Source organism: Alicyclobacillus kakegawensis NBRC 103104 (genome assembly GCF_001552655.1).
Classification (GTDB): Bacteria; Bacillota; Bacilli; order Alicyclobacillales; family Alicyclobacillaceae; genus Alicyclobacillus_G; species Alicyclobacillus_G kakegawensis.
The window spans coordinates 1-20,862 of sequence record NZ_BCRP01000008.1 but is presented as its reverse complement, the minus strand read 5'-3'; the positions used below and the strand labels follow the sequence as shown (position 1 = coordinate 20,862).

Genomic DNA, 20,862 nt, shown 5'->3' with positions numbered 1-20,862 from the left:
CTTGTTCATGTCCTTGTGCTGCACCCATATATTCACACGTCCCTGTCTGCCACTCCATGAAGTCATCCTCTGGAACGTTGCAGCCGAATCCGATAATCATATCTGTCCGCACGGTATTTTGTTCGACAGTATTCGATGACACCATAGTTGGCACTCATGGTAACGCGTTCCATCATCAACAACGCGGACGCAGGCTTAACTTCCAAAAGTTTAGCTTCCTCAGCGCTCGCATTGACGGCCCTGATGACTTCCTCTGCCGAAGAAAGGACAATGTTGGCATCTCCCTCCAAAATGTCGTAATAGGCGGCTGTATCGAGATCGTGATTGAGAAGGATTTGGCCTATGGGTTTTGGCCAATAGCTTTCTTCAACAGCAATTGGCTCGCCGTTGGCCAGACGCAATCGATACGTCCGAAGTACAGTGGTGCCCTCTGGACATCCCAGACATCGGGAAACCCGGGGATTAGCACCTACGAAGCCGCACTGCAGGCAGCGTGCGCCTGGGACCATGCCGCGCGAGCGGATTTCCTCCGAAAAACCCGTGAGTTTCCCCAACGTTTCAGATACACGGGGCTGTTGCACAATGGTGCCTTTCCCCTGTTTTCGGCGAAGCAGCCCCTCATTCACCAGAAGCGAAACCGCCTCCCGGACGGTCGTCCGACTGACTTGGTAAGTCTCCATCAGCTCGGCCTCAGTCGGGATGACGTCCCCCGCCCTCCATTCTCCTGCAACGATTTGGTTTCGAAGTAAATTGGACAACTGGACGTAAAGTGGGACATGCCCGCCATGTTCCAATTGGGACACACGCACATCGGTCATCCGAACCCCTCCTCTTACAGCCAGGCCAATGCTATGGCCTAAACCTTATCATCGTTCTTGAAACGCGCACGCCCATTCATCACAACGTAATAACATCATGATCTTTATCGGCCCAAAAATTTTTTCGGATGCGAAACGACTGACCGCACTGACTCAAACAACTCCTTGTACGGTGAAGAAGCCCGGTAAAAGACAGGCGGCTCCCCGAGCGGTGCGGCCACCGCCACTTCGCCTCCATGGTAGGAGTGACCCGACCAAAGATGGATCCATTCGTCTTGAGGCAGCCGAATCTTTCGCTCCACAACCTGTTCCTGCAACACAGGAGCTACCAACACGTCTCGCCCCAGCAGATATGCGTCCTGGACATCGTACCAATACGGTTCGTTTTCATAATGAAGAAAAATTGGCCGCACAACCGGCATCCCGCGCTGACTGTTTTCCCTCACCAAGTGTTGTAAGTACGGCTTGAGCGCGACATGAACTTGGCTCATGCGCGCAAAGTGGCGCAGAGTTTCCTCATCCCCGTCAAACTGCCAGTTGTCATCAGGCCTGTTCCCCTCGTGAGTTCGCATTAAAACCGTAAAGGCTGCTTGCTCTGCCCAGCGCATAAACAATTCTTTGGAGCGTTTTATGTGAAACAACGTGGTGTATCCACCGATGTCGCTGTGATGAAGACCCACTCCAGACATGCCCAAGGAAAGCGCTGACGGGATAACCGAGGGCAGACCATCGTCTCGGCTCCAATCCACATTTTGATCTCCTGCCCATACCATCGTCGTGTATTTCCCCGAGTGTGAGTAGCCCGCACGCATAAAGAAGATGACACGGCCCAGTCGTCCATACTCTTCCACGGCTTCACGGTTCACACGGGCCCAAAGCGTTGGCCATTGATTGTGCAACTCCTCGGCCCTGCCGTTGTACAGAACGGCATCTGTAGGCAGATACTCCCCAAAATCGGCCATCCAACCGGATAGTCCGAGGTCTATCATCTCTCTCTGGATGAGGCGTTTAAGCCATGCGACCGCATTTGGGTTCGTGAGATCCACCATGGCTGCGGGAAACGACGTAATCACGACGTGATAAGGATGGCCTTCCCGATTGCGGGCAAGGTATCCCTTTTTCTTAGCTTCTTCATATAGGTCTCCCTCAATGGCCAAAAAACAGTTGATATAGCCAAGGAAACGTATTCCCTGTCGTCGCCACTCGGGAATCGCTTTGTCCAGATTGGGATACAAATTTCTGTCCCATCGCCAATTCCACATGAGCTGTTTTCCGAATGGTGTGATACGCTTGCCTTGCCAGTCCTGAGCCCATACGGCGGCGACCTGAACACCTGCATTTCGAGCGCGGCGCAATTTGGCATCAACCACGTCGGTCCCGCCCTGCAAGCCTAACCAGACGCCGTCATAGACCCATTCGGGTAATTCCGGTTGTCGGCCCATGTAAGCAGTCAGTCGTTCCAAAACACCTGCAAACGTTTCATCCACGCCGATGCGGACAGAAGGCGGCGCCCCCCAAATCTCGATTTGATGGGCATCTTTGTCACGAAAATCAAATACGCTGTAACCACTGGTCTCCACGTGGAAGTAGTACTTTTGGCTGGACACAAACGTCGGCTGCGGAAAATAGGTTGTGTAATAGTCCCCGCCGGCCCCTTCATGAGTGTCCGCGAGGAACGTCTCATAGGTCTTCTTGTTCCGCCCTACGCCTTGCTCAGATACCCATAAAGGAAACCTTCGCCCCCGCAGATTCAGGTGAGAAAATTGTTCTCCGCAACCAAAGACGGCCTCTCCAGGTTCCGACGGGACTCGAATCCACCAGCGATTCCAGGCTTCCACACTGGTGCCAGATGCGTCCTGGGGGCATGGACTGAATACCACGACAACGTCGCCATGTCGGTCTAAGCTCACATCTGCACATACGGTGACCCCACCACGTCCGCTGGCCACCAAACGTACTGACGTCACCTCATCGGATAGGCCCTCTGCATAGGCTTCTAATTTGCTCAAAGGCACCTTCTCTGCCAATGAGTCTTCAATGGTGAAGTTGCCTTTGTGCATGTCGTAAGTCGCCGAACCGCGGCCGACACAGAGCCACGGCTTGTCGGCCTGATGCCGAATCAAGACCCGTCCCCGGTGGGCGACCACTACCTGGTCTCCGTTTACGCGCAGATGCATCCGACCCCCGCCTTCCGCACAATCATGTGCATAAGGTATTGTCGACCCAACAAGGAGGTTTAATATAAAGCTAGTCTATCTAAATAGTCGGTTTTTCGTCAAGGCATTCTTTGAGGAACATTTTCTCGGTATTTAGGCGGAAGTTCACGGTCTAAATGAGCCTTAAGAGCTTGATGAACAAGGTCTTAAGGCATTTTTATTTTTAATATTGTAGCCACTAAAATTGTTTGCAGAGCGGGAAGAATCTTCGATTCAGTGGCGAATGTAAATACCTATGAGAAAACCATCCAACGCCATGCACGTAGCCATCACCAAACGTACATACAAGGGCAAGACCTATACCTCCATTCTTCTTCGCCAGACGTACCGGGAGGATGGAAAGGTCAAACATCGCACGCTCGCCAATCTGTCCGCACTCCCCCGAGCATGTCGTCGAGCTCATTCGCCGCGCCCTGAAAGGAGAGGCGTTCATCTCAGCGTCCGAAACCTTCCGGATTACCACTTCCCGGTCTCACGGCGCCGTATGGGCCGTCCTCTCAACTGTTCGCCAAGTCGGACTGGACAAACTGCTCGGCGGTGATGAGCTTTCGCGCTCCATCGTCATCGGCATGATTGTTGCCCGCCTCGTGGAGCCCGGCTCCAAGCGGTTCACACGGTCTTATTGGCAGCAAACCACTCTCCCCTCGTTACTGTCCCTGCCTGAGACGCTGTCGGTCAACGACCTACTTCCGTATAAAAATCTTTCAATATCAGTTTGTATCCCAGCCACTTACACACCGAAAGAACGAGCACGAAATGTGGGGAATAGGGAAATAGTTCACATAAGAAAGTAAAAATGGCTGTCCCTTCTCCCGTCTTACGGCGGGTTTCAGGACAGCACCTTATCGGAAAATATGTTTACTTCACCAACGTTGCGACGCCAATCTTTGAATCGGCCATGCCGTAGTAGAGGTACCAGACGTCATTATGATGGACAAGGCCTTCGGCAAACACCACGTTGTCCACCTGACCTTTCAGCTCGTCTTCAGAACCTGGAATCATGAAGGGCTCGGCCGTGCGCGCCAATACCCGAGCGGGATCCTCCTGCGAAAAGAGGGCTTGTCCGACGGCATAGTAAAGGCTGTAACCTGACGAATCCAGGAACGACGCGTCGACAGGCTCTATGCGTCTGGCTGCATTGTATATTAAAAGAATACCGTCACTGGTCAGTATGGGTGAAGGCCCAGGCTCAACCAGCGCGCTGTCGAAAGCTTGGGGATGGTCCGAAGGACACAGAACCGGGGTAGCATCGGGAGTCCAGTGGATGAGGTCTTCCGAGTAAGCTATCCAGATGTTCGTATCACCGAAATACATTACGTATCGCCCTGCAATGGGATCGCCCAGAATGGCACCAGATTTTGACCACACCCTATGTGATCTACCACCCGGCCACTCAGGAAACAGAATGCCGTGCTTCGTCCAATGGTACAAATCGGTGGATGTAGCCAGGCACAACCGGGCACTGCGTCCATCAAACGCCGAATATGTGAGGTAGTAGGTGTCTCCGATTTGTGTCACCCGCGGATCCTCACATCCACCCGGAAGCTCGTAGGGCTCTGTAGGGACCAACACGGGATCGGCATGTCGTTCAAAATGAATTCCATCCTCGCTGACGGCCAGTCCAATTCGGGAAGTGCCATTCCAGCGCCCGACTCCCGAATGATCTTCCGCTCGATATAGTAAGTAGACTTTCCCATCTTTACATACAGCTGTGGGATTGAACAAGTCTTTGGCCTGCCACGTATCTCCAATTGGTCCAAGTATCGGATTGGAGACATGTTTTACAAAAGGGCCCAACGGAAAAGTGATGGTTTGTATGACTGAACTCAATGTGCGGCTCTCCCCATTCTGTAAGATACAAGAAAACCACTCCTACGCGGCAAGCCTAGGCCATATCCGCGCTACATTGTAACTATCCCTTCAAGCCTGTCATTGTGATGCCCTCGATAAAATAGCGTTGGGCTGCAAAGAAAATGGCCAGCATTGGCAGCATCACGACTACGGTCGCCGCCATAATCAGGTTCCATTCCGTGTGGTAGGTACCTTGAAATTGAGCAAGTCCTAATTGCAGTGTAAATTTCGTTGGATCATTTAAATAGATAAGAGGCGAGAGAAAGTCGTTCCAGGCACCCTGGAAAGAAAAAATGGCGACCGCTGTCAAGGCAGGTTTCACTTGCGGCAGCACAATGGTAAGAAACGTACGTAAGCTCCCGGCTCCATCTATCTTCGCAGCTTCTTCAAGTTCCAACGGCAGGGTCATGAAGAACTGACGCAGTAAAAACACGTAAAAGGCGGATCCAAAGAAGGCTGGCACCGTAAGAGGGAGAAACGTATTTGTCCACCCCAATTCGTGAAATAGGACGAACTGCGGGACAAGCAGCACTTGACTGGGTACCATCATGGTTGCCAGTAACACCATGAAAAGGATACGACGCCCAGGAAATCGAAAGCGCGCAAATCCATAAGCAACCAGCGAACAAGACACCACATTGCCGACCACATTTATGACAGCAATTAAGATCGAGTTCAGTGCATACCGCCCAAATGGAAGAGTCGTCAACGCTTGCACGAAATTCTCCCAGCGCCAATGTTCCGGCCACCAAATGGGCGGATAGACAAAGATCTCATCGCTGGTCTTAAAGGCGCTCACAATCAACCAGGCAAAAGGAATCAGGAAACAGACGGAGGTGCCTACCAGGAGAAGATACGTGACAACCCGTGACAAGCGACGCGAAAACCGTACGGACACACCTGTGGCATACGAGGTATCGGCTGTCAGCGATGTACGAGCACTCATTCTCTCTCACCCCCGTAATACACCCATAAGGCAGAACTCTTAAAGATGAGCAACGTCAAGAGCAGGACAATGAGAAACAGTACCCAGGCAAGAGCAGAGGCATAACCCATGTTTAAATCGGAGAACCCCTGAATATAGATATTGAGAGCGTAAAACAAACCAGCATTGTTGACGCCCGCTCCTTGGCCTCCGTATCCAGAACCCATGACAAACGCTTGTGTGAAGAAACTAAACGCAGCGATTACACCCATGACCAGGTTGAAAAACAGCACAGGAGAAATCATGGGCAAGGTGATGTACCAAAACTTTTTCAACACGGATGCACCATCTATAATGGCGGCCTCATACAAGTTCACAGGCACATCTTGCAAGCCGGCCAAAAATGTAATCATCCAGGTGCCGACTCCCCAAACACTCATAACAATGAAGGACGGCACCGTCCATTGTGGGGTCACCAGCCACTGGGGCTGTGGCAAATGTAATATAGCAAGGAAGCGATTCAGTATCCCGTATTTGGGATTTAATATCCAGTTCCATAAAATTGCTACGGCCACCGGAGGCAACACCGCAGGCAAGTAAAATATGGTGCGAAACCAACGCATGAGTCGCACCTTTTGATTCAGGAGAATCGCCATTCCCAGGGCTACCAACAAGTCCAATGGAACCGAGAAGATGGCATAATAGAAAGTGACATACAGAGACTGCCAGAAGTCTGGATCATGTAGAAGGTGTATATAATTCTGCAGTCCAATGAATTTTGGTGCACTTAACAGGTTGTATTGAGTAAATCCAAAATACAGGGATGCCAGCAAAGGCCCGAGCGTCAAGCACAAAAAACCTATCAACCAGGGACTGATGTAAAGATACCCTAATAGCGCCTCACGGTGTTTCGTGTTCAATCCAGCCCCCCCCTGTTCCTATAAACCCGCGGCCCCTGGTTTCACCGCCAGGAGCCGCGTAACTTGCTCAACATACCAAAAGAAATAGAACAGACCGCTCCTGGTATGCCCGCGGCTTGTCGTGTCAACGACCGCTCATTTATTAATCAAATTATTCAAGTCATCTTGGGTCTTCTTTGCAATCTGTTTCGGAGTTTCTTTGCCCAACAGCAACGGCTCATAGACATCGTTGGCCAGCACGTTCCAGAAGTTCTGTTGTGCTGTTGGATTCGGAAGCGCTTGCAAAAGGCGCGCGTGTTCCATCGATGTCAAGATTGGCTGAATCCTGTCCTTGGGCGTGTGTCCGCCCGGAGCGTCAGGCACATCCAACTGTTCCAAGTTAGCCGCGTATTGTTTAATGGGCGGAACAACCTTCCAATGGTCGATCCCGTCGAGCAGTGCCACAAACGCCTTGAATACTGTGTCCTTATCCACCTTTGTGTGGGCATTGATGGCCATGTCATCAATACCCAAGTCCGTCACTTGGACAGCACCTTTTGGCAAGGGAGCCACCTTGGCCTGAAATCCTTTCGCTGCATAGTTGCCATCGGCAGCTCCTCCCGCAAACATCGCCACCTTACCTTGTCGGAACAAGTCTTCGATATCCACGTTGGCCAACTCCGCCTGGCTCGGAACCAGTTTTTCCTGTACCAGAGTATGCAGCATGTTCAGGGCATCCACTGTTTGCGGTGAATCGAAGGTACTCTTAGTCATGTCTTTATTCCAAAAGTCTCCGCCGTAGGACCAAATAAAGTCGTACACCGGAGGCCAACCGTTGGACAAGAGGAATCCATAAACTCCGGTCTTCTTCTTTATTTGACGGCAGTCATTAAGAAAATCCTGCCACGTCCAGCCGTTCTTGGGCTCCTGTAAACCGGCCTGCTTGAAGAGTTTCGGATTGTAATACATCACCGTCGGCTGTCCAATCCACGGGAGAGCGTAGTAGTCTCCATCGTATTTGTCATTTTTTAGTGTATTCGGATAGTAATTATCTAAATTGGCCACCACATATTTGTCTTTGTATTTGTCTAGATACGGCTGCAAATCGAGAATGGCGCCGCTTTGCGCATAGGTGGTGGCCTCCCCATCCGACAGATAGAAAATATCAGGAGCCGATCCAGCCGCAATCTCGGTCTTCAGCTTTTGATCATAGTTACTTGGCGTATTTATTTCCTTAATATGGAATTCATTCTTATGTTCCTGGTTGATTTTGTTGATGATCTTGTGAAGTTGAGCATCTTCTTCTGCACCGCCCCACGTTCCAAACGTAATGGTAACCGGTCCCGCTGAATGGCTTTTGCTAGCGCTGTTGCCGTTGCCAGTCCCCCCACTGCCACAAGCTGTTGCAGACAAAAGTACTGCTCCTGCCATGACTACACTTACGGTCCACTTAGTCCCGGCGTTCAACATCACGCATGTCCCCCTTTACTTATGATCCAAGTGAATCAAATATGGTCTGCAGTGGAATTTCCACGCATGCCATCGAAGTATCCGCCACACCGTAATAGACCTGTACAGTATCTCCTTGGAGCAGAGCACCACAAGGGAATACAACGTTTCCAAAAAATCCGTTTGTCTCGTAGTCAGCCTCTGGTACCAAAATAGGATGCCGGGAGCGAACGAGAACCTGAGAAGGGTCCTCAAGATCGAGTAGGACCGCCCCCACACAGTAGCGTGCATCCTCGTCGGCGGCGTGATAAAGTTCTAACCATCCATGCTCCGTCCTCAGTGGAGGCGCGCCTGCTCCTAGCCTTCTGCTGTCCCAAGCTTCAGGGCGGCAACCCATCAAATGGTGATGGTTTCCCCAATGATTGAGGTCTGACGACTCGGCCAACCATATGTCTGGTGAACCGTTGCCACTCGGCACCGGGCGATGTAGGCAGTAGTATTTCCCCCCTATCGGTTCAGGAAAGAGAACCACGTCCTTGTTCTCGGGTGGCAAGATCATGCCATGGCGATGCACGTCGTGAAAATTTTTTGTGGAAGCCAATACAACTCCTACTCCGCGCGCAGAGACAGCGCTGTATGTGATGTAATAGGTATCGCCGATTTGCGTAATCCGAGCGTCTTCCACCCCAAATGTCTCCAACTCCGTCTGCGGGTAAAGAAAAGGTTGCTCGTCAACGTGAAAGTGGCGTCCATCCACGCTCCGAGCAATCCGCAGGTGGGAGATGGACGTCAGGTAGGTAAAGCCACCTTTTCTTTCAACAGGCGCGATACTGCGTGGATCCGAAAAGTCATAACGCTGATCATTTCGATGGAATGTCTCGATTCGAAGACCTTTAGCGCTTACGTCGAAGATGGCAGCTTTAATGGTTTGCTCATCTTGTGCAACCGGTCGCTCGGCCACACGCAGCAACAAAATGATTTCATCATGATATTTGGCCACTCCGGCATTAAACACACCAATAACCTCGAAGTCGTCGCGGTGTGGCGGTACATCTGCCGGGGTCAATAAAGGATTTTCCGGGTAACGGTATACCCCCACTGTCGTCATCCTCTCTGTATTCAACTGTCCACCGCCACAAGTGGCTTGACGTCATAGATTCCCTGAAGAGCCAAAGTGGCCCCACCGATAGCCACCGCCTGTAACCCAAACTGGGTCTCGACGATGGTACAGCGACTGCGCATGAGCCTCTGCAATTCATGGATCACGGCATTACTGACAAACTTGTCCACCAATAACATAGAGCCCCCTAGAATCACTAAATCAGGATCAAATGTATACGCCATATTGGCAATCCCCACGCTCAGATACAGAATTGCCGATTGCACTACGGATACCTCCGGCTCCATCCCCCCCTTCGCACGCCGAATGATTTCTTCAAAGGGCTCATTTTCCTGGCGCTCTCGAGAACGTTGCACATTCCACTCAATCGCATGCCGTGAGGCCACACTGGTGACACATCCACGTCTGCCACAGGTGCACCAGTCGCCGTCCACGTTGACAATCATGTGGCTGAACTCCCCAGCCATGTCGTGTGCCCCTGCGTAAATGGAACCATCGATGACCACGCCGGCGCCGACACCAGCATCGGCCAAAATGAACAATGCGTGGCGCACGTCTCCCCAGTCACCAAACCAGGTTTCACCGAGCGCGGCCGCATTCGCGTCATTTTCAAGGTACACGGGAACAGAGAACCGCTTCTGCAACAAGCTGGCCATGCAGACTCCATGCCACACTTCTGGCATGTTCTCTGGCTGCAATAGACGGCCGGCATACGTATCCAGCGGACCAGGCGCGGCGACACCGATGCCTACCAGCAGGTCTGGCGAGCAGCCGCTGGTCTCCGCAAAATCACTGAGGTATTGAACCAATCCCTCAGGGCCGCCCAAACCGGCCAGCCGCACTGTGCTCATACACTTAGGCCTAGCAAAGAGATCCGTTATTACCGTGGTAACCGTATCTCGGCCCAGATCCACTCCTAGGGCAAACCCACCATTTGGATTGATCTCCACTAACTCGGGCGGACGGCCGCCCGTCGAATCACCGCTGCCCACTGAGCGGATCCACCCACGCTCCAAGAGCCTGTCAACCCCGCGTGAAACCGTGGGCAATGCCAGCCCTAGTTCCCGCTGCAATTCAGTTCGAGAAACGGGCCCTTTTAGACGAATTGCGTTCAATATTCTTCTCTCATTCAACCGCCGCAATAATCGTGCATCGCCTCGCAACTGAGAATTTCCACCTTTCTAACTAACAGTTTAGAAGTATATTATGCAAAAAGGCAAGAGTAAAGTGCTTTCATTGTCGATTATTGTTGAAAATGTGTCTTTCGCCAGATCTATTGAGCAGCAATCCACGGTAAAGCCATGGGATACAACTCCTGATCGCAGGTAGCATATGCATCTTCATGGCCTGGGCCGCCGTGACGTCATCCCCCCGCTTCGCGCAGGCCCCTTCCTCGTGGCAGAAATCGTTCTGGACATCGACGATAACCAAAGCCGTCTCGGCCGGATTCAAATACTCCCTCATCCTTTGGCCCCCTAACAATAGAATTATTTAAATATTATTTAAATACCGAACCGAAGATTTTCAACGCTCAATCGGATATGTAATAATACCCGAATCAACGCCCAATAAGAAGGCACCCAAGATCGCTGGCAGCGAAATTTGGGTGCCACAGTGAGCGATTTTCAATCCGCGACTGCGCTGACAAACAATGACCAGCTTAGTCCGCAGGCTTCAAGTGCATCAAGACGATCTCCGGCCCTGGCCACTCGTACGGTGCGGGATTGGCATAAGGATTGTCAGCCGTCGGCCATCCCTTGAACTGCTTATCATTGTACTCCGACCAGTGAACCCCATAGAAGAGCGGAATCGCGGGCAATTTTTGGACCATTGTGTGTTCCAGGGAGTATATGTCTGCCGTTTGCCGGTCTTTGTTCGTGGTCGTAGAAAAATCCTGCAATACCTTGTCCGTACCTGGATCCCTCCATTGCTCAATGTTCCATCCTCCATTGGAACCCAGCAAATTTTCATACAGGTAGTAGGGGGTTGGCCCCGCCACGGTCCACGACAGTGCCAGCTGGTACTTGTGGTTGGTCAGATTCGAGGTGTAGGCGGCCGCCTGTTCACCCTGTACCTGGACACGAATTCCAATGTCTTTCAGTTGGGATGCAATCAGAGAACAGGCCGTATACCAATCCGACCAACCTGGGACAATCTGCAATGTGAAGGACAGTTCCTGACCGCTTGGGGACACAAAAACCCCTTTGCTGTTCTTCTTAAATCCGGCCTGCTCCAGGACCTGCACAGCCTTTTTGGGATCATAGGAAAAGTTGGTGCCCTTCAGCTTCGGGTCCACCCAGTCCTGATTGTTCGGCAGCACCAATCCAGTCGGGCTCGCGACATCCACATACCCGTCCTCCGCTTTTTGCACCAACTCTTTACGGTTGATTCCCAGACTGATGGCCTCACGAACCGGCCATTGTTTCAGCAACGGATCCTTTAAATTGGCGTACAGCATGACGACATCATTAGGCGGAAACCAGTAGCGGCTGTTGGCGTCTTTGGAGGTGTAAACGCTATCAATGTTAGGAATAAAAATCCCGGACCAATCCACTTCATGTTTGACCAAACCCATAGTCTCTGCGTCGTTGCTGGCGTACGCCTGCATTTCCACTGTTTTCACAGGCGGTTTGCCCAGGTAATAAGCATCGTTGGCCTGATACGTAATGATTTGCGGACTGAAGCTGGAGAGTTTGTACGGGCCCGTACCCACCGGGTCCTGAACCACCGCTTTGGTAGGATTGCCAAGACCGGCCCAAATGTGCTCAGGGACAATGGTGGTGCTGAGGATATACCAGGCGAATGGAACGTTCGGTTTCTTGAAGTCAAAAGTGACTTCATAATCTCCCTTCGCGGATATGGATGACAGCTGGTTCCAGATCCCATTGGTATCTGTCGCGGGATATTTTTTCAGCAGGCCAAAGGTAAAGGTCACATCCTTTGCCGTGAAGCGCTTTCCATCTGTCCAGGTGACATTCTTCCTTAACTCGACGGTCAGAGTCTTGTTCCCGTGGCTCCATTTATAGGACGACGCGAGCAGGCCGTACTGCTGCGGCCCTACCGGATTGAAATAAAACAGCGACTCATAGATAAATCCGTTTGTCCCTGGAGCCGCACTGCCACCTTGAAAGGGATTGAACACATGTTGGAAATCTCCGCTAACACCCGGCCCGATTTTCAGAACCGACGGAGTAGATGCCGCGCTGCGCTGGGATTGCGACGTGGCGGCCGAGTTCTTGGAACCGTCGGTATTCCCGCCAGAGCCTGATCCGCAGCCAGCGACGGTTATCGCGGTTCCTAATGACAGGGCGGTGACCCATTGCCACTTTGACATGTTCCCAGACCCCTCACCTTCATTCCGTTTGGCATACCAGACGACCTAAGCGTGGATGCCCATCCTTCGATTGCCCAAGTTGCAACCTTAGATATGTGTGCCCGATGGACTTTTGGCGTGATAATCCCCACGCCGCGGAGACCTACGCCCTAGGAGGCGCGCAACTTTCTCGGACCACCAGCCTAGGTGTCAGTCGTATTGATTCGGTTCCCTGGCCCGTCCCCTCTTCCATCAACCGCAGCAGCCTTTGGGCAGCCCGTTCTCCCTTTTGAACGACATCCTGGTGCACCGTGGACAACGCCGGGATGGCATAAGGTGATTGACGCAAATCGTCAAATCCGATAACCGAAACATCCCTCGGTACCTGCAGGCCGCATTCGTAAAATCCCCTAAGCAGCCCCAACGCCAAGGCGTCCCCAGTCGTGACGACGGCCGTGTAGTCGCTCCTGTCGGACAAACGATGCGCCAATTGCCGGCCCGCCTCAAACGAAATGTCCGTTTCAATCAGGCAATCTGGTTCCACAATCAGACCGCTTGCCTCCATGGCTTCTTTGTAGCCATAAAACCGTTCATTCTCGACGCCACCTGGAATCAGCTTCGATGAAGCAAACAACACTTTGCGATGCCCCAGAGCCAATACGTGCTGGGTGGCCAAATACGTGCCGTACCTGTCATCCAGGTTGACCAGATTTACAGCCTTGCCCTCCAGATAGCTGTCCACAAAAACCACCGGAATGCCGAGTTCAATAATCGCATCCACGAATTCCATGAAGCCAAACGCGCCAATGATCAGGATGCCGTCAATGTCCCGCTCATCCACCAGACGGATGTCATCCAGTGATGAGATGCCTTTGAGGATGACGTCGAATCCCTCATCGTCAACCACATTGGAAACGCCGCTGACGAACTCCCAATAATACGGATTGCTATTGGTTCCCATCACGAACCCCGGAACCAAAATGGCAATCAAACGTGAGGTCTTCTGTCTCAGTGTCCTGGCCGAGGCATTCAGCTTGAAATTCGTGTCCTCCATGATGGACAGAACGGTTTCTATGGTGCTCTGGGCGACTCGCCCCGTCCCGTTTAGTACATTGGATACGGTGGCCGTCGAAACCCCAGCCATCCTCGCGATATCTCTTATCGTTAAAGGACGATCCGCACGACCTTCCGGCACCATGCATCCCTCCGGAGCAAACTGCTTATTCGTTTTATCTTCTTCTTTTCTTTATTCGATAGTATAGCCCCCTTAACTATGAGCAGATTTTAATTAAACGTTTAATCTATGACACATTATCACGAATTTTTCGCAAAATCGACCCTTAGATGCGGCTAGATTGAAATATCAGCAATAGAGCCCCCTCAGAGCTGCCTCCCCCGGAAGCCGATGTCGTGTTATCCTTCAGGAGAAAATCAACCCGCCGTCAAAGCCGAGGTGCCCCAGATGCAAGTCTTTACCCTAACGTACATCTCGGAACACCCCGGCCGAGAGGAATTACGATGGAGATCCGTCCGTATGGATCTGCCAAGTCACCCCGAACTTATCTGTCAATACAGCGTATGCAGGGCTAAAAAATGTCTCTTGCAGGGGCATGCTGACTTTCCCATTTTCTTTCAGGGCATCAAAGAATCGCTTGGACTGCTCTTTGTCGTTGGTCGAGATGCAGATGGTGACTTGATTGCCCAATTGATGAGGTTGCCCCGGAAACGTATCGGACAACATCAGAACATCCTCGCCGATTTGTATCGTCGCGTGCGATACACGGCCTTTCGCATCCGCTGGCAAAGGAAAATCCGGGTTCTCGGGCATTTCGCCAAAAGTTTGTTTGAAGACAACCTTGGCATCCAACGCCTTTTCGTAAAACGCGATAGCCTCATTTGCATTACCGTTCATGACCAGATAGGGAGTAATTTTCAAGGGCACGATGGTACATCTCCTTTGTCAGGACTCAAGGCTGCATGCTCAAATCCCCTCTATTATGACACATAAGCAAGGCCAGTGAGGATAGGTGCCATCAAGCGCGTCAGACCATCTCCACCGTGTAATCGTCGACCCTCTTCACATTCGATCACGCCTCCGGGATCGCCCTTATAGTGGCCGAACATGCGGGGGAAGTATTCAAAACCGCCTGTTTTCCGATAAGTTGTTTCATTTCGCGAGATCCATATACTGAGTATGAGAACTCTCGATGGATTGGGAGGAAAGCGCTTTGAAACTACGTTGTGCCATACTTGACGACTACCAGCAGATTGCCCTGTCGATTGCGGATTGGACAGCCATCACAGACAGGGTGGAGGTGATCCCGTTCCACCACCATTTTGACCACGAGGACTCCCTGGTAGAGGCCATCCGTGACTTTGACATGGTCGTAATCATGCGTGAACGGACACCCTTTCCAGCCTCACTGTTTGACCGCTTGCCGCGCTTGAGATTGCTCGTCACTACCGGCATGCGCAATGCTGCGGTGGATATGGTTGCAGCGGCGAGCCACGGTGTCACGGTCTGTGGTACGGATGGGAGTTCTTACTCCACGAGCGAACTGACCTGGGCTTTGATTCTAGGCCTCGCCCGAAACATTGTTAAGGAGAACCATTCCTTCCGATCAAACGGGGTGTGGCAGAGCACCATCGGCACCGATTTGCACGGCAAGACACTAGGAATTATTGGTCTTGGCCGAATCGGCCGTCAGGTAGCCCGGGTTGGCATCGCGTTCGGCATGAAGGTGACAGCATGGAGCCAGAATTTAACCGAGGAGCAGGCTATGGCAGCAGGCGTACAATTTGCGGCTTCGAAGGACATCTTGCTTGAGACGAGTGACTTTGTTTCCATCCATCTTGTATTGAGCGACAGGACCAGAGGGCTAATCGGCCGTTCCGAACTTCAACGCATGAAACGGACTGCGTATTTGATCAACACCTCACGTGCACCCATCGTCGATCAATCCGCATTGGAAGAGGCCTTACGGAATCAAACGATTGCAGGCGCAGGCTTGGACGTGTTTGAAGTCGAACCCTTGCCACAGGACCATCCCTATCGTACCTTGCCGAACGTCTTGGCCACCCCTCACCTTGGCTATGTCAGCCTGGACACATACAAAACGTGGTACCGCCAAGTCGTCGAAGATATTGACGCATTTTTGTCCGGAGCCCCTGTGCGACAATTGAATTGACACCCCAGTTTTCCAGCAACGGCAAAGCAAAGATGCGGCGCGCTCTGTCTTTCCTCGCGTCCATAGTTCACAGGATGGTGTCGTTCGGATTTCCCACGTTCCATGGAAAACATCTTGGACATGGTCTGGCTCCAAGGGGCAAACATACCCGTCTTATCCAGTGCAACTACTCGGGATAAAAGATATCCAGTGTCTTCAAGGAGCGCGCTTCTTGATCACGAATGGCTTGAATTCCAGAGCTAAGATCTTTCGTCTGCAAAGCCCGGAACTGGCGGGTATGTTCTTCGTATGACAAGGACATATTGTTTCCTTGTCCCATGTTCAACAGACTCAACGGGCGCGACGATCGGCGTAATGACTGATGCATTTCAGTGATGAACTGATTGCCAGCAATGAACAAAATGTAGGCGTGAAATTGTTCGTTGAAATCGTAATAACTAACAGTATCGTTGTTCCCTATCGCCTCCCGTTGCTTTTCCAGAATATCCTCCAAGGCCGCTATGTCAGATTGGGTAACATTATGAATAGCTTTTTGCATAGCAATTTCTTCAAGACGAAACGTAGCATCATACAACTGATGTATTTCACTTTTTGAGAATTGCCTAACAACAAATCCCCGATGTGGTATTTTTTCGACCAACCGGTCTTTCTCAAGCATTAGCAAAGCCTCACGAACCGGGGCGCGGCTCGTCTTGAATTCCTCCGCAATGGCCAGTTCGACAAGATGCTGATTTGGATGCAACATCCTCTTGGCTATTCGCATAGCGATTTCATTGGCAATCTGTGACGCAACAGTTTCCTTTTTCTTCAACCCGCCAATCTCCCTTAAGCGAAATTAGGTCCTGTATGGTTTACTTTGTTGCACTCCAACTTCAAGGAAGAGGCGTTGGACCGCTTACATCCATGAACCTAATTTGAAATTGACTGAAGCTGTCGTCATCGATCGACAGAAGGGGGACATCCCAATCCTTCTCGCAGGACTGCGCTGCCAACACCATCTACCGACAAGACATGATGAGACGTGACATGGACGCTTGATCATTTTAGCATGAACCAGCTTAAGGAGTACACTTGGTGCTGCTGCCCATTGACAACGGGACAACCTTGGCACCACCGATCCTCCAGGAAAGTCCATAAGATGGATTGTGAACAAAAATGATGAAAACATCAAAAAAGTCCTTGGCAGAGATCTCTGCCAAGCCCTATTTTACGACATTTTCCTGTCATTCGAGATCCAGAAGCTCTCCTCAAGAGGAGCATCCGGTCATCTCTCTACAGCATCTCTATAGGACCCTCAGGAAGATCCTCAAGCCTTGCGATCCGCTAGTCAATGCGAACAGCGACCCCTTCAAGGCCTTTCTTGGCCGCCGGGAATCGCTCCATTACGAGCGGATCGTGACCTGGGACGATGATACTCGATTCATTGGCCAGTGACCGAATTAGATCAAAAGCCGCGTACATGTCGGCCAGATTGTGCACGACCGAAAAAGGCCGATTTTCCTCCAAGTTCTTGTAGAAATGCGTCGCATCCGAGGCCAAGATAACGTTGCCGTTTTCCGTATTCACTTTCACGACTTGCAGCCCTGCCGAATGACCACCCGATTTGTACACGGTGATGCCAGGAAGGATTTCTTCGACACCATTCACAAAGTGGACGCGACCGCGAAAATTTTCCCGAACCAGATGCACCACATCCTCTACTTCGACCAGTGACCGAAAATGAGGCTTTGAAGCATACTTCCCAGTCCAAAATGTCATCTCAGATTCCTGCACGAAAAATTCAGCGCTGGGAAACTTGTGCGCGTTACCCACGTGATCGTAATGCATGTGTGAGATTACTACGTACGGCACCGTGCTTGGGTCGATGTCTAACTGATGCAGCGTCTCTACTGGACAGCGTAGATAATCACGATGCCGTTTCACAGCAACCTCTCTTGTGAAGCCGACGTCGATGACAACGGTGGTCGATCCTGAAACCGCAACCCATATATAGTAACTCAGCGGCATGGGATAGTCCTCGTGCGGATCGCTGTGACCAAAGAAATTCTCACTGCTTCGGGCTTGCCGGGTTGCATACTCAATGGCGTACACTTGGTATTTCATGTTGACTTCCCCCATTTGGTTCATAGATTGTCAGCACGGTCAGGTTCCGCGCCACGTTACCACTCACTGTTTAATATTTCCTCAAGGATTGGACTTATATAACGTAAAAAGAGCAAGGGGTTTTCGGACATCGAAAAATGCCCGACCCCTTTCATTTCTATAAATATTCCTACAAGTCTGTCGGCGGCCTCTCGCCCATCCTCAGGAGTACAGGAATAGTCATATTCTCCTGTCAAAATCCACAGAGGACACTTTGCGGGACCGACATGCCTTCCTGCTTTCAGCCAATCCACGCTATAAAAATAGGTGTCTCCTTGGTAGACTCCAGGGCCTCCTTGTGCATATTGCCAGAGGGTCAGGCGCTGCCATTCCTCTGGACTCTGTGGTGCCATCAGTCCCCTGACCCAGGATTGCAGGAAGAACCCTGGGTGAACCATCGGGTGGTTGGTCCAAGGCACATAACGGCCTTTAGTCCCGAATCCGCCTTCCAATGAGATGGCAGCCGAGAATTCAGTTCCATATTCGGCTGCCAAATAAAGAACGAGTGCACCCGCCATTGAAGACCCGACAATGACCGGCCGATGGAGTTCTAGATGCTTCACGAAATCGCGCACCCAATCGGAATAGGTTTCCGTCGTCAGCAAATATTTTGTTTCCCACCATTTCGGCCCGGGATCTGATCTTCCGTGAAACGGCAGGTCGAAGGCAAACATATGCCACTGCTCCTGCAGCTTTGCGTTGGCCAACACGTATCGATACTGCCTGGAATCGGAGCCGGCCGTATGCAAGAAAACAATTGGTCGCCCCTGTCCGGCTTCTTCATAGTAAAGAACGGATTGCTGGCCGCGGCTATGGAAATTCATATAATGTCCGGTGATTGTTGATACGTCAAATCGGTCATCAATGGTGCCGGGAGCAAGAGAATCACCCTGCCCTGCTGCGTCCGATAAGCCACTCCTCGCCAGTCGCAGCACAGCTTCTATCAGACCGACGGATTGTGCCCACTTAACGTGATCACCTTCCACCGTTACGTCCCGAAAATGAGCCAGCATGGCATTGAACGTGTTATAAAACGGAGCAGGGGGCGTCTGTATGAACTGCCTCCAACGTCGCACTGGTATCACAAGATTGACATCGGCCACCTCATCAGGCTCCTCGACGTAACGAAGTATGAATTGCCCATCATGAACCGAACAGAGCAAGACGTCATCATCCACCGTGACGGAAAAATCACAAGGCATCGTCGAGGCAAGCAATCTCGCTTCAGCATCCTGGTTACATCGGCGCTGCCAATCTTCCAATCCCTCAACAATCACGGGTCCCACCCCCAGTCAAAGTCAAACGGCGAGAGGGATTATTGTGATACTCATAATCCCTCTCACTACACATGCCAGCCTCTAATGATTCATCTGCCTAGCAGCTCGTTGGATCACCTGCTATCACTCACCAGCCTCGGTGAAATCCACATCTCTTGTTTCGGGACCGGCCATGGCACCAATAGCGCCTAGAATCCCACCGATGCACAAGAGAACCAAGCAGGTGAACCGATACGGCATCGCGTGGCCAAGCCAATCCATGAAGAACGCATAAAATGAGGGAATGATGACTGACACGCTGAATCCAAGCGCAAAGCCCGAAGCTCGGACACCAGTGGAGAAGCGTTCATTGATATAAGTGACTATGACCCCCCATGGGGAGGTGACAATTGCGGCGAAGACACAGACGAGTACGATGATAGAAATCAGTGGCATGCCTTGGCCATTAAGGATGAAGGCCAGCAATGCCGTTCCAAAGACCGCGATGACCGGTCCCAGAATGATGAAGAATGTGCGACGGCCGATTTTCTGGCCGATGATGCCGGCCGCAATGTAACTGCCAAAAAGTACTGCGTATGCAATCATCAGTGTCAAGGTCAGCGGAAATCCCGACATGCCCAAGAACGTGCGCAGTACCGTCGTGGGCAGGACCAATGTGACAATGTTTTGCGTTAGCCAGAAACCGGTCATCATCGTGAAAACCTGGAGGAAACTCCGCCCGTTTTCTCCCTTGAAGGCACTGAGCAACGGCACCTTTGCCTTCTCAGATTGCTGCCAAACTTCCGACTCTGGAACACTGCGAACATAGTAGAGAACTAGCCAACCGGCAAGTAAAGCCCCAATCAGGAAGGGAATACGCCAACCCCACACTTCGTAAGGGGACGTTGGCCCGCCTTGCGGAAAGATGGCAAAAGCGAGCATTCCAAGCAAAGTGATTAGAATGTACGCAAGTGGAAACGCAGCCAGGATAAGCGCCCCTACGAAGCCGCGCCGGCTCTTTTCGGAGTATTCCATTGCCAGTGGATGGGAGCCTGTATACCCGCCTCCCAAGCAGACACCATCCAGAAATCGGAAGATAACCAGCAACCAGTAGGCAGCGATACCGATGGACCGATACCCCGGAATCAAAGCAATCAATAGGGTAATTATGGAGAAACCAAAAACTGACATTATTGTCGTCTTCCGTCGACCAATTTTGTCCCCAATCGCTCCAAATAACACCGCTCCGACCGGTCTTCCCAGCAGTGTAGTGATAAATACCAAGGATGTCAGAATACCTTCTAGACCGGCCGGCATGTGTCTGGGCTGAAAGTACTCAAGCGCTGGAGTCAGGATAACGGTCGGGAGATAGATATCAAACATATCTACAAATTCCGTAAAAAACGCCCCTCTAATCGCGGTCTTCCGCTTGCTGACGATCGACCCTGGATCAATCGCAGCCACATATGCCATCAGGATGTACCCCCTTGAATCAATCGCGAGGTTATGAGCGCTCGCATGACCTGGAACCCACTCAGAGAATGCGCTTTCACTGATACACGACAACGACCTGTTCCACAATACACTCTTACGTCTGCATGGCCACTCGGGACGGACATGAGTTGTCCCATATCCGTTCCCAGAGCCTCTAACAAACCCGCAATGCCTAACGTTTACTGTTCAAG

At 51.5% G+C, this 20,862-nt stretch carries 19 protein-coding genes; 2 read left to right on the top strand and 17 right to left on the bottom strand.

The genetic code is table 11. The features are described 5' to 3' along the window. Positions 1–62 precede the first annotated feature (62 nt). Both AK2_RS08120 and AK2_RS08115 read right to left on the bottom strand, forming a co-directional pair. Positions 63–818: a GntR family transcriptional regulator gene (locus AK2_RS08120; protein ID WP_067933210.1), complete on the bottom strand. Its 756-nt coding sequence runs from the start codon at positions 816–818 to the stop codon at positions 63–65. A gap of 104 nt (positions 819–922) precedes the next feature. Beyond that, positions 923–2,995: an alpha-glucosidase gene (locus tag AK2_RS08115; RefSeq protein WP_067933208.1), complete on the bottom strand. Its 2,073-nt coding sequence runs from the start codon at positions 2,993–2,995 to the stop codon at positions 923–925. Positions 2,996–3,269: 274 nt separating this feature from the next. On the opposite strand from AK2_RS08115, the gene AK2_RS17955 reads away from it, so the two are divergent. Further along, on the top strand, positions 3,270–3,575 hold the full coding sequence (locus AK2_RS17955) for an IS1634 family transposase N-terminal domain-related protein (protein ID WP_500778353.1): 306 nt from the start codon (positions 3,270–3,272) through the stop codon (positions 3,573–3,575). Here the strand turns inward: AK2_RS17955 and AK2_RS17635 are convergent. The 11 genes from AK2_RS17635 to AK2_RS08055 form a co-directional block, all read right to left on the bottom strand. Beyond that, on the bottom strand, positions 3,532–3,666 hold the full coding sequence (locus tag AK2_RS17635) for a hypothetical protein (protein WP_281180634.1): 135 nt from the start codon (positions 3,664–3,666) through the stop codon (positions 3,532–3,534). The two genes, AK2_RS17955 and AK2_RS17635, sit on opposite strands and share 44 nt — an antisense overlap. Positions 3,667–3,892: 226 nt before the next feature. Further along, complete coding sequence (locus AK2_RS08105) at positions 3,893–4,759, bottom strand: glycoside hydrolase family 130 protein (protein WP_067933367.1); 867 nt, start codon at positions 4,757–4,759, stop codon at positions 3,893–3,895. 187 nt (positions 4,760–4,946) lie between these two features. Beyond that, complete coding sequence (locus tag AK2_RS08100; RefSeq protein WP_067933205.1) at positions 4,947–5,831, bottom strand: carbohydrate ABC transporter permease; 885 nt, start codon at positions 5,829–5,831, stop codon at positions 4,947–4,949. Further along, positions 5,828–6,730, bottom strand: a complete 903-nt coding sequence (locus AK2_RS08095) for a carbohydrate ABC transporter permease (protein ID WP_067933203.1) — start codon at positions 6,728–6,730, stop codon at positions 5,828–5,830. Before AK2_RS08095 ends, AK2_RS08100 begins: the two co-directional genes overlap by 4 nt. A 135-nt stretch (positions 6,731–6,865) precedes the next feature. Further along, entirely contained in the window at positions 6,866–8,179 is a 1,314-nt protein-coding gene (locus tag AK2_RS08090; protein WP_067933201.1) for an ABC transporter substrate-binding protein, read from the bottom strand. 19 nt (positions 8,180–8,198) lie between these two features. Beyond that, positions 8,199–9,257, bottom strand: a complete 1,059-nt coding sequence (locus AK2_RS16440; RefSeq protein ID WP_083520982.1) for a BtaManbiosPhlase — start codon at positions 9,255–9,257, stop codon at positions 8,199–8,201. Positions 9,258–9,277: 20 nt separating this feature from the next. Then, positions 9,278–10,411: an ROK family transcriptional regulator gene (locus AK2_RS08075; protein WP_281180635.1), complete on the bottom strand. Its 1,134-nt coding sequence runs from the start codon at positions 10,409–10,411 to the stop codon at positions 9,278–9,280. A 100-nt stretch (positions 10,412–10,511) separates the two neighbouring features. Next, a complete protein-coding gene (locus AK2_RS08070; protein ID WP_067933194.1) occupies positions 10,512–10,742 on the bottom strand; it encodes a hypothetical protein in 231 nt (76 codons plus the stop codon). A 196-nt stretch (positions 10,743–10,938) separates the two neighbouring features. After that, on the bottom strand, positions 10,939–12,612 hold the full coding sequence (locus AK2_RS08065) for an ABC transporter substrate-binding protein (protein ID WP_083520980.1): 1,674 nt from the start codon (positions 12,610–12,612) through the stop codon (positions 10,939–10,941). 142 nt (positions 12,613–12,754) lie between these two features. Next, positions 12,755–13,789 carry a LacI family DNA-binding transcriptional regulator gene (locus tag AK2_RS08060; RefSeq protein ID WP_083520979.1) on the bottom strand — a complete coding sequence of 345 codons (1,035 nt, stop codon included), beginning with the start codon at positions 13,787–13,789 and terminating at the stop codon, positions 12,755–12,757. Between the two features lie 315 nt (positions 13,790–14,104). Next, on the bottom strand, positions 14,105–14,533 hold the full coding sequence (locus AK2_RS08055; RefSeq protein WP_067933187.1) for a VOC family protein: 429 nt from the start codon (positions 14,531–14,533) through the stop codon (positions 14,105–14,107). Positions 14,534–14,819: 286 nt separating this feature from the next. Between AK2_RS08055 and AK2_RS08050 the strand changes: the two genes are divergently transcribed. After that, the gene (locus AK2_RS08050) at positions 14,820–15,779 is read left to right on the top strand and encodes a D-2-hydroxyacid dehydrogenase family protein (RefSeq protein ID WP_067933365.1); all 960 of its coding nucleotides are present in this window, start codon (positions 14,820–14,822) and stop codon (positions 15,777–15,779) included. 166 nt (positions 15,780–15,945) lie between these two features. On the opposite strand, the gene AK2_RS08045 is transcribed toward AK2_RS08050, so the two are convergent. From AK2_RS08045 to AK2_RS08030, 4 genes are all read right to left on the bottom strand, one after another. After that, on the bottom strand, positions 15,946–16,590 hold the full coding sequence (locus AK2_RS08045) for a GntR family transcriptional regulator (RefSeq protein ID WP_067933185.1): 645 nt from the start codon (positions 16,588–16,590) through the stop codon (positions 15,946–15,948). 512 nt (positions 16,591–17,102) lie between these two features. After that, complete coding sequence (locus AK2_RS08040; RefSeq protein WP_217994682.1) at positions 17,103–17,882, bottom strand: N-acyl homoserine lactonase family protein; 780 nt, start codon at positions 17,880–17,882, stop codon at positions 17,103–17,105. 56 nt (positions 17,883–17,938) lie between these two features. Then, complete coding sequence (locus AK2_RS08035; RefSeq protein WP_067933183.1) at positions 17,939–19,198, bottom strand: alpha/beta fold hydrolase; 1,260 nt, start codon at positions 19,196–19,198, stop codon at positions 17,939–17,941. A 123-nt stretch (positions 19,199–19,321) separates the two neighbouring features. Next, positions 19,322–20,650, bottom strand: coding sequence for an MFS transporter (locus tag AK2_RS08030; RefSeq protein ID WP_067933181.1), 1,329 nt, complete (start codon positions 20,648–20,650; stop codon positions 19,322–19,324). Between the last annotated feature and the right edge of the window lie 212 nt (positions 20,651–20,862).

What these genes read in the sequence shown, in the direction of transcription:
- AK2_RS08070 (WP_067933194.1), bottom strand. Translation starts at nt 10,742, where the DNA reads ATGAGGGAGTATTTGAATCCGGCCGAGACGGCTTTGGTTATCGTCGAT.
- AK2_RS08100 (WP_067933205.1), bottom strand. Translation starts at nt 5,831, where the DNA reads ATGAGTGCTCGTACATCGCTGACAGCCGATACCTCGTATGCCACAGGT.
- AK2_RS08115 (WP_067933208.1), bottom strand. Translation starts at nt 2,995, where the DNA reads ATGCATCTGCGCGTAAACGGAGACCAGGTAGTGGTCGCCCACCGGGGA.
- AK2_RS08065 (WP_083520980.1), bottom strand. Translation starts at nt 12,612, where the DNA reads ATGTCAAAGTGGCAATGGGTCACCGCCCTGTCATTAGGAACCGCGATA.
- AK2_RS08090 (WP_067933201.1), bottom strand. Translation starts at nt 8,179, where the DNA reads ATGTTGAACGCCGGGACTAAGTGGACCGTAAGTGTAGTCATGGCAGGA.
- AK2_RS08120 (WP_067933210.1), bottom strand. Translation starts at nt 818, where the DNA reads ATGACCGATGTGCGTGTGTCCCAATTGGAACATGGCGGGCATGTCCCA.
- AK2_RS08040 (WP_217994682.1), bottom strand. Translation starts at nt 17,882, where the DNA reads ATGAAATACCAAGTGTACGCCATTGAGTATGCAACCCGGCAAGCCCGA.
- AK2_RS08030 (WP_067933181.1), bottom strand. Translation starts at nt 20,650, where the DNA reads ATGGCATATGTGGCTGCGATTGATCCAGGGTCGATCGTCAGCAAGCGG.
- AK2_RS08060 (WP_083520979.1), bottom strand. Translation starts at nt 13,789, where the DNA reads ATGGTGCCGGAAGGTCGTGCGGATCGTCCTTTAACGATAAGAGATATC.
- AK2_RS17955 (WP_500778353.1), top strand. Translation starts at nt 3,270, where the DNA reads ATGAGAAAACCATCCAACGCCATGCACGTAGCCATCACCAAACGTACA.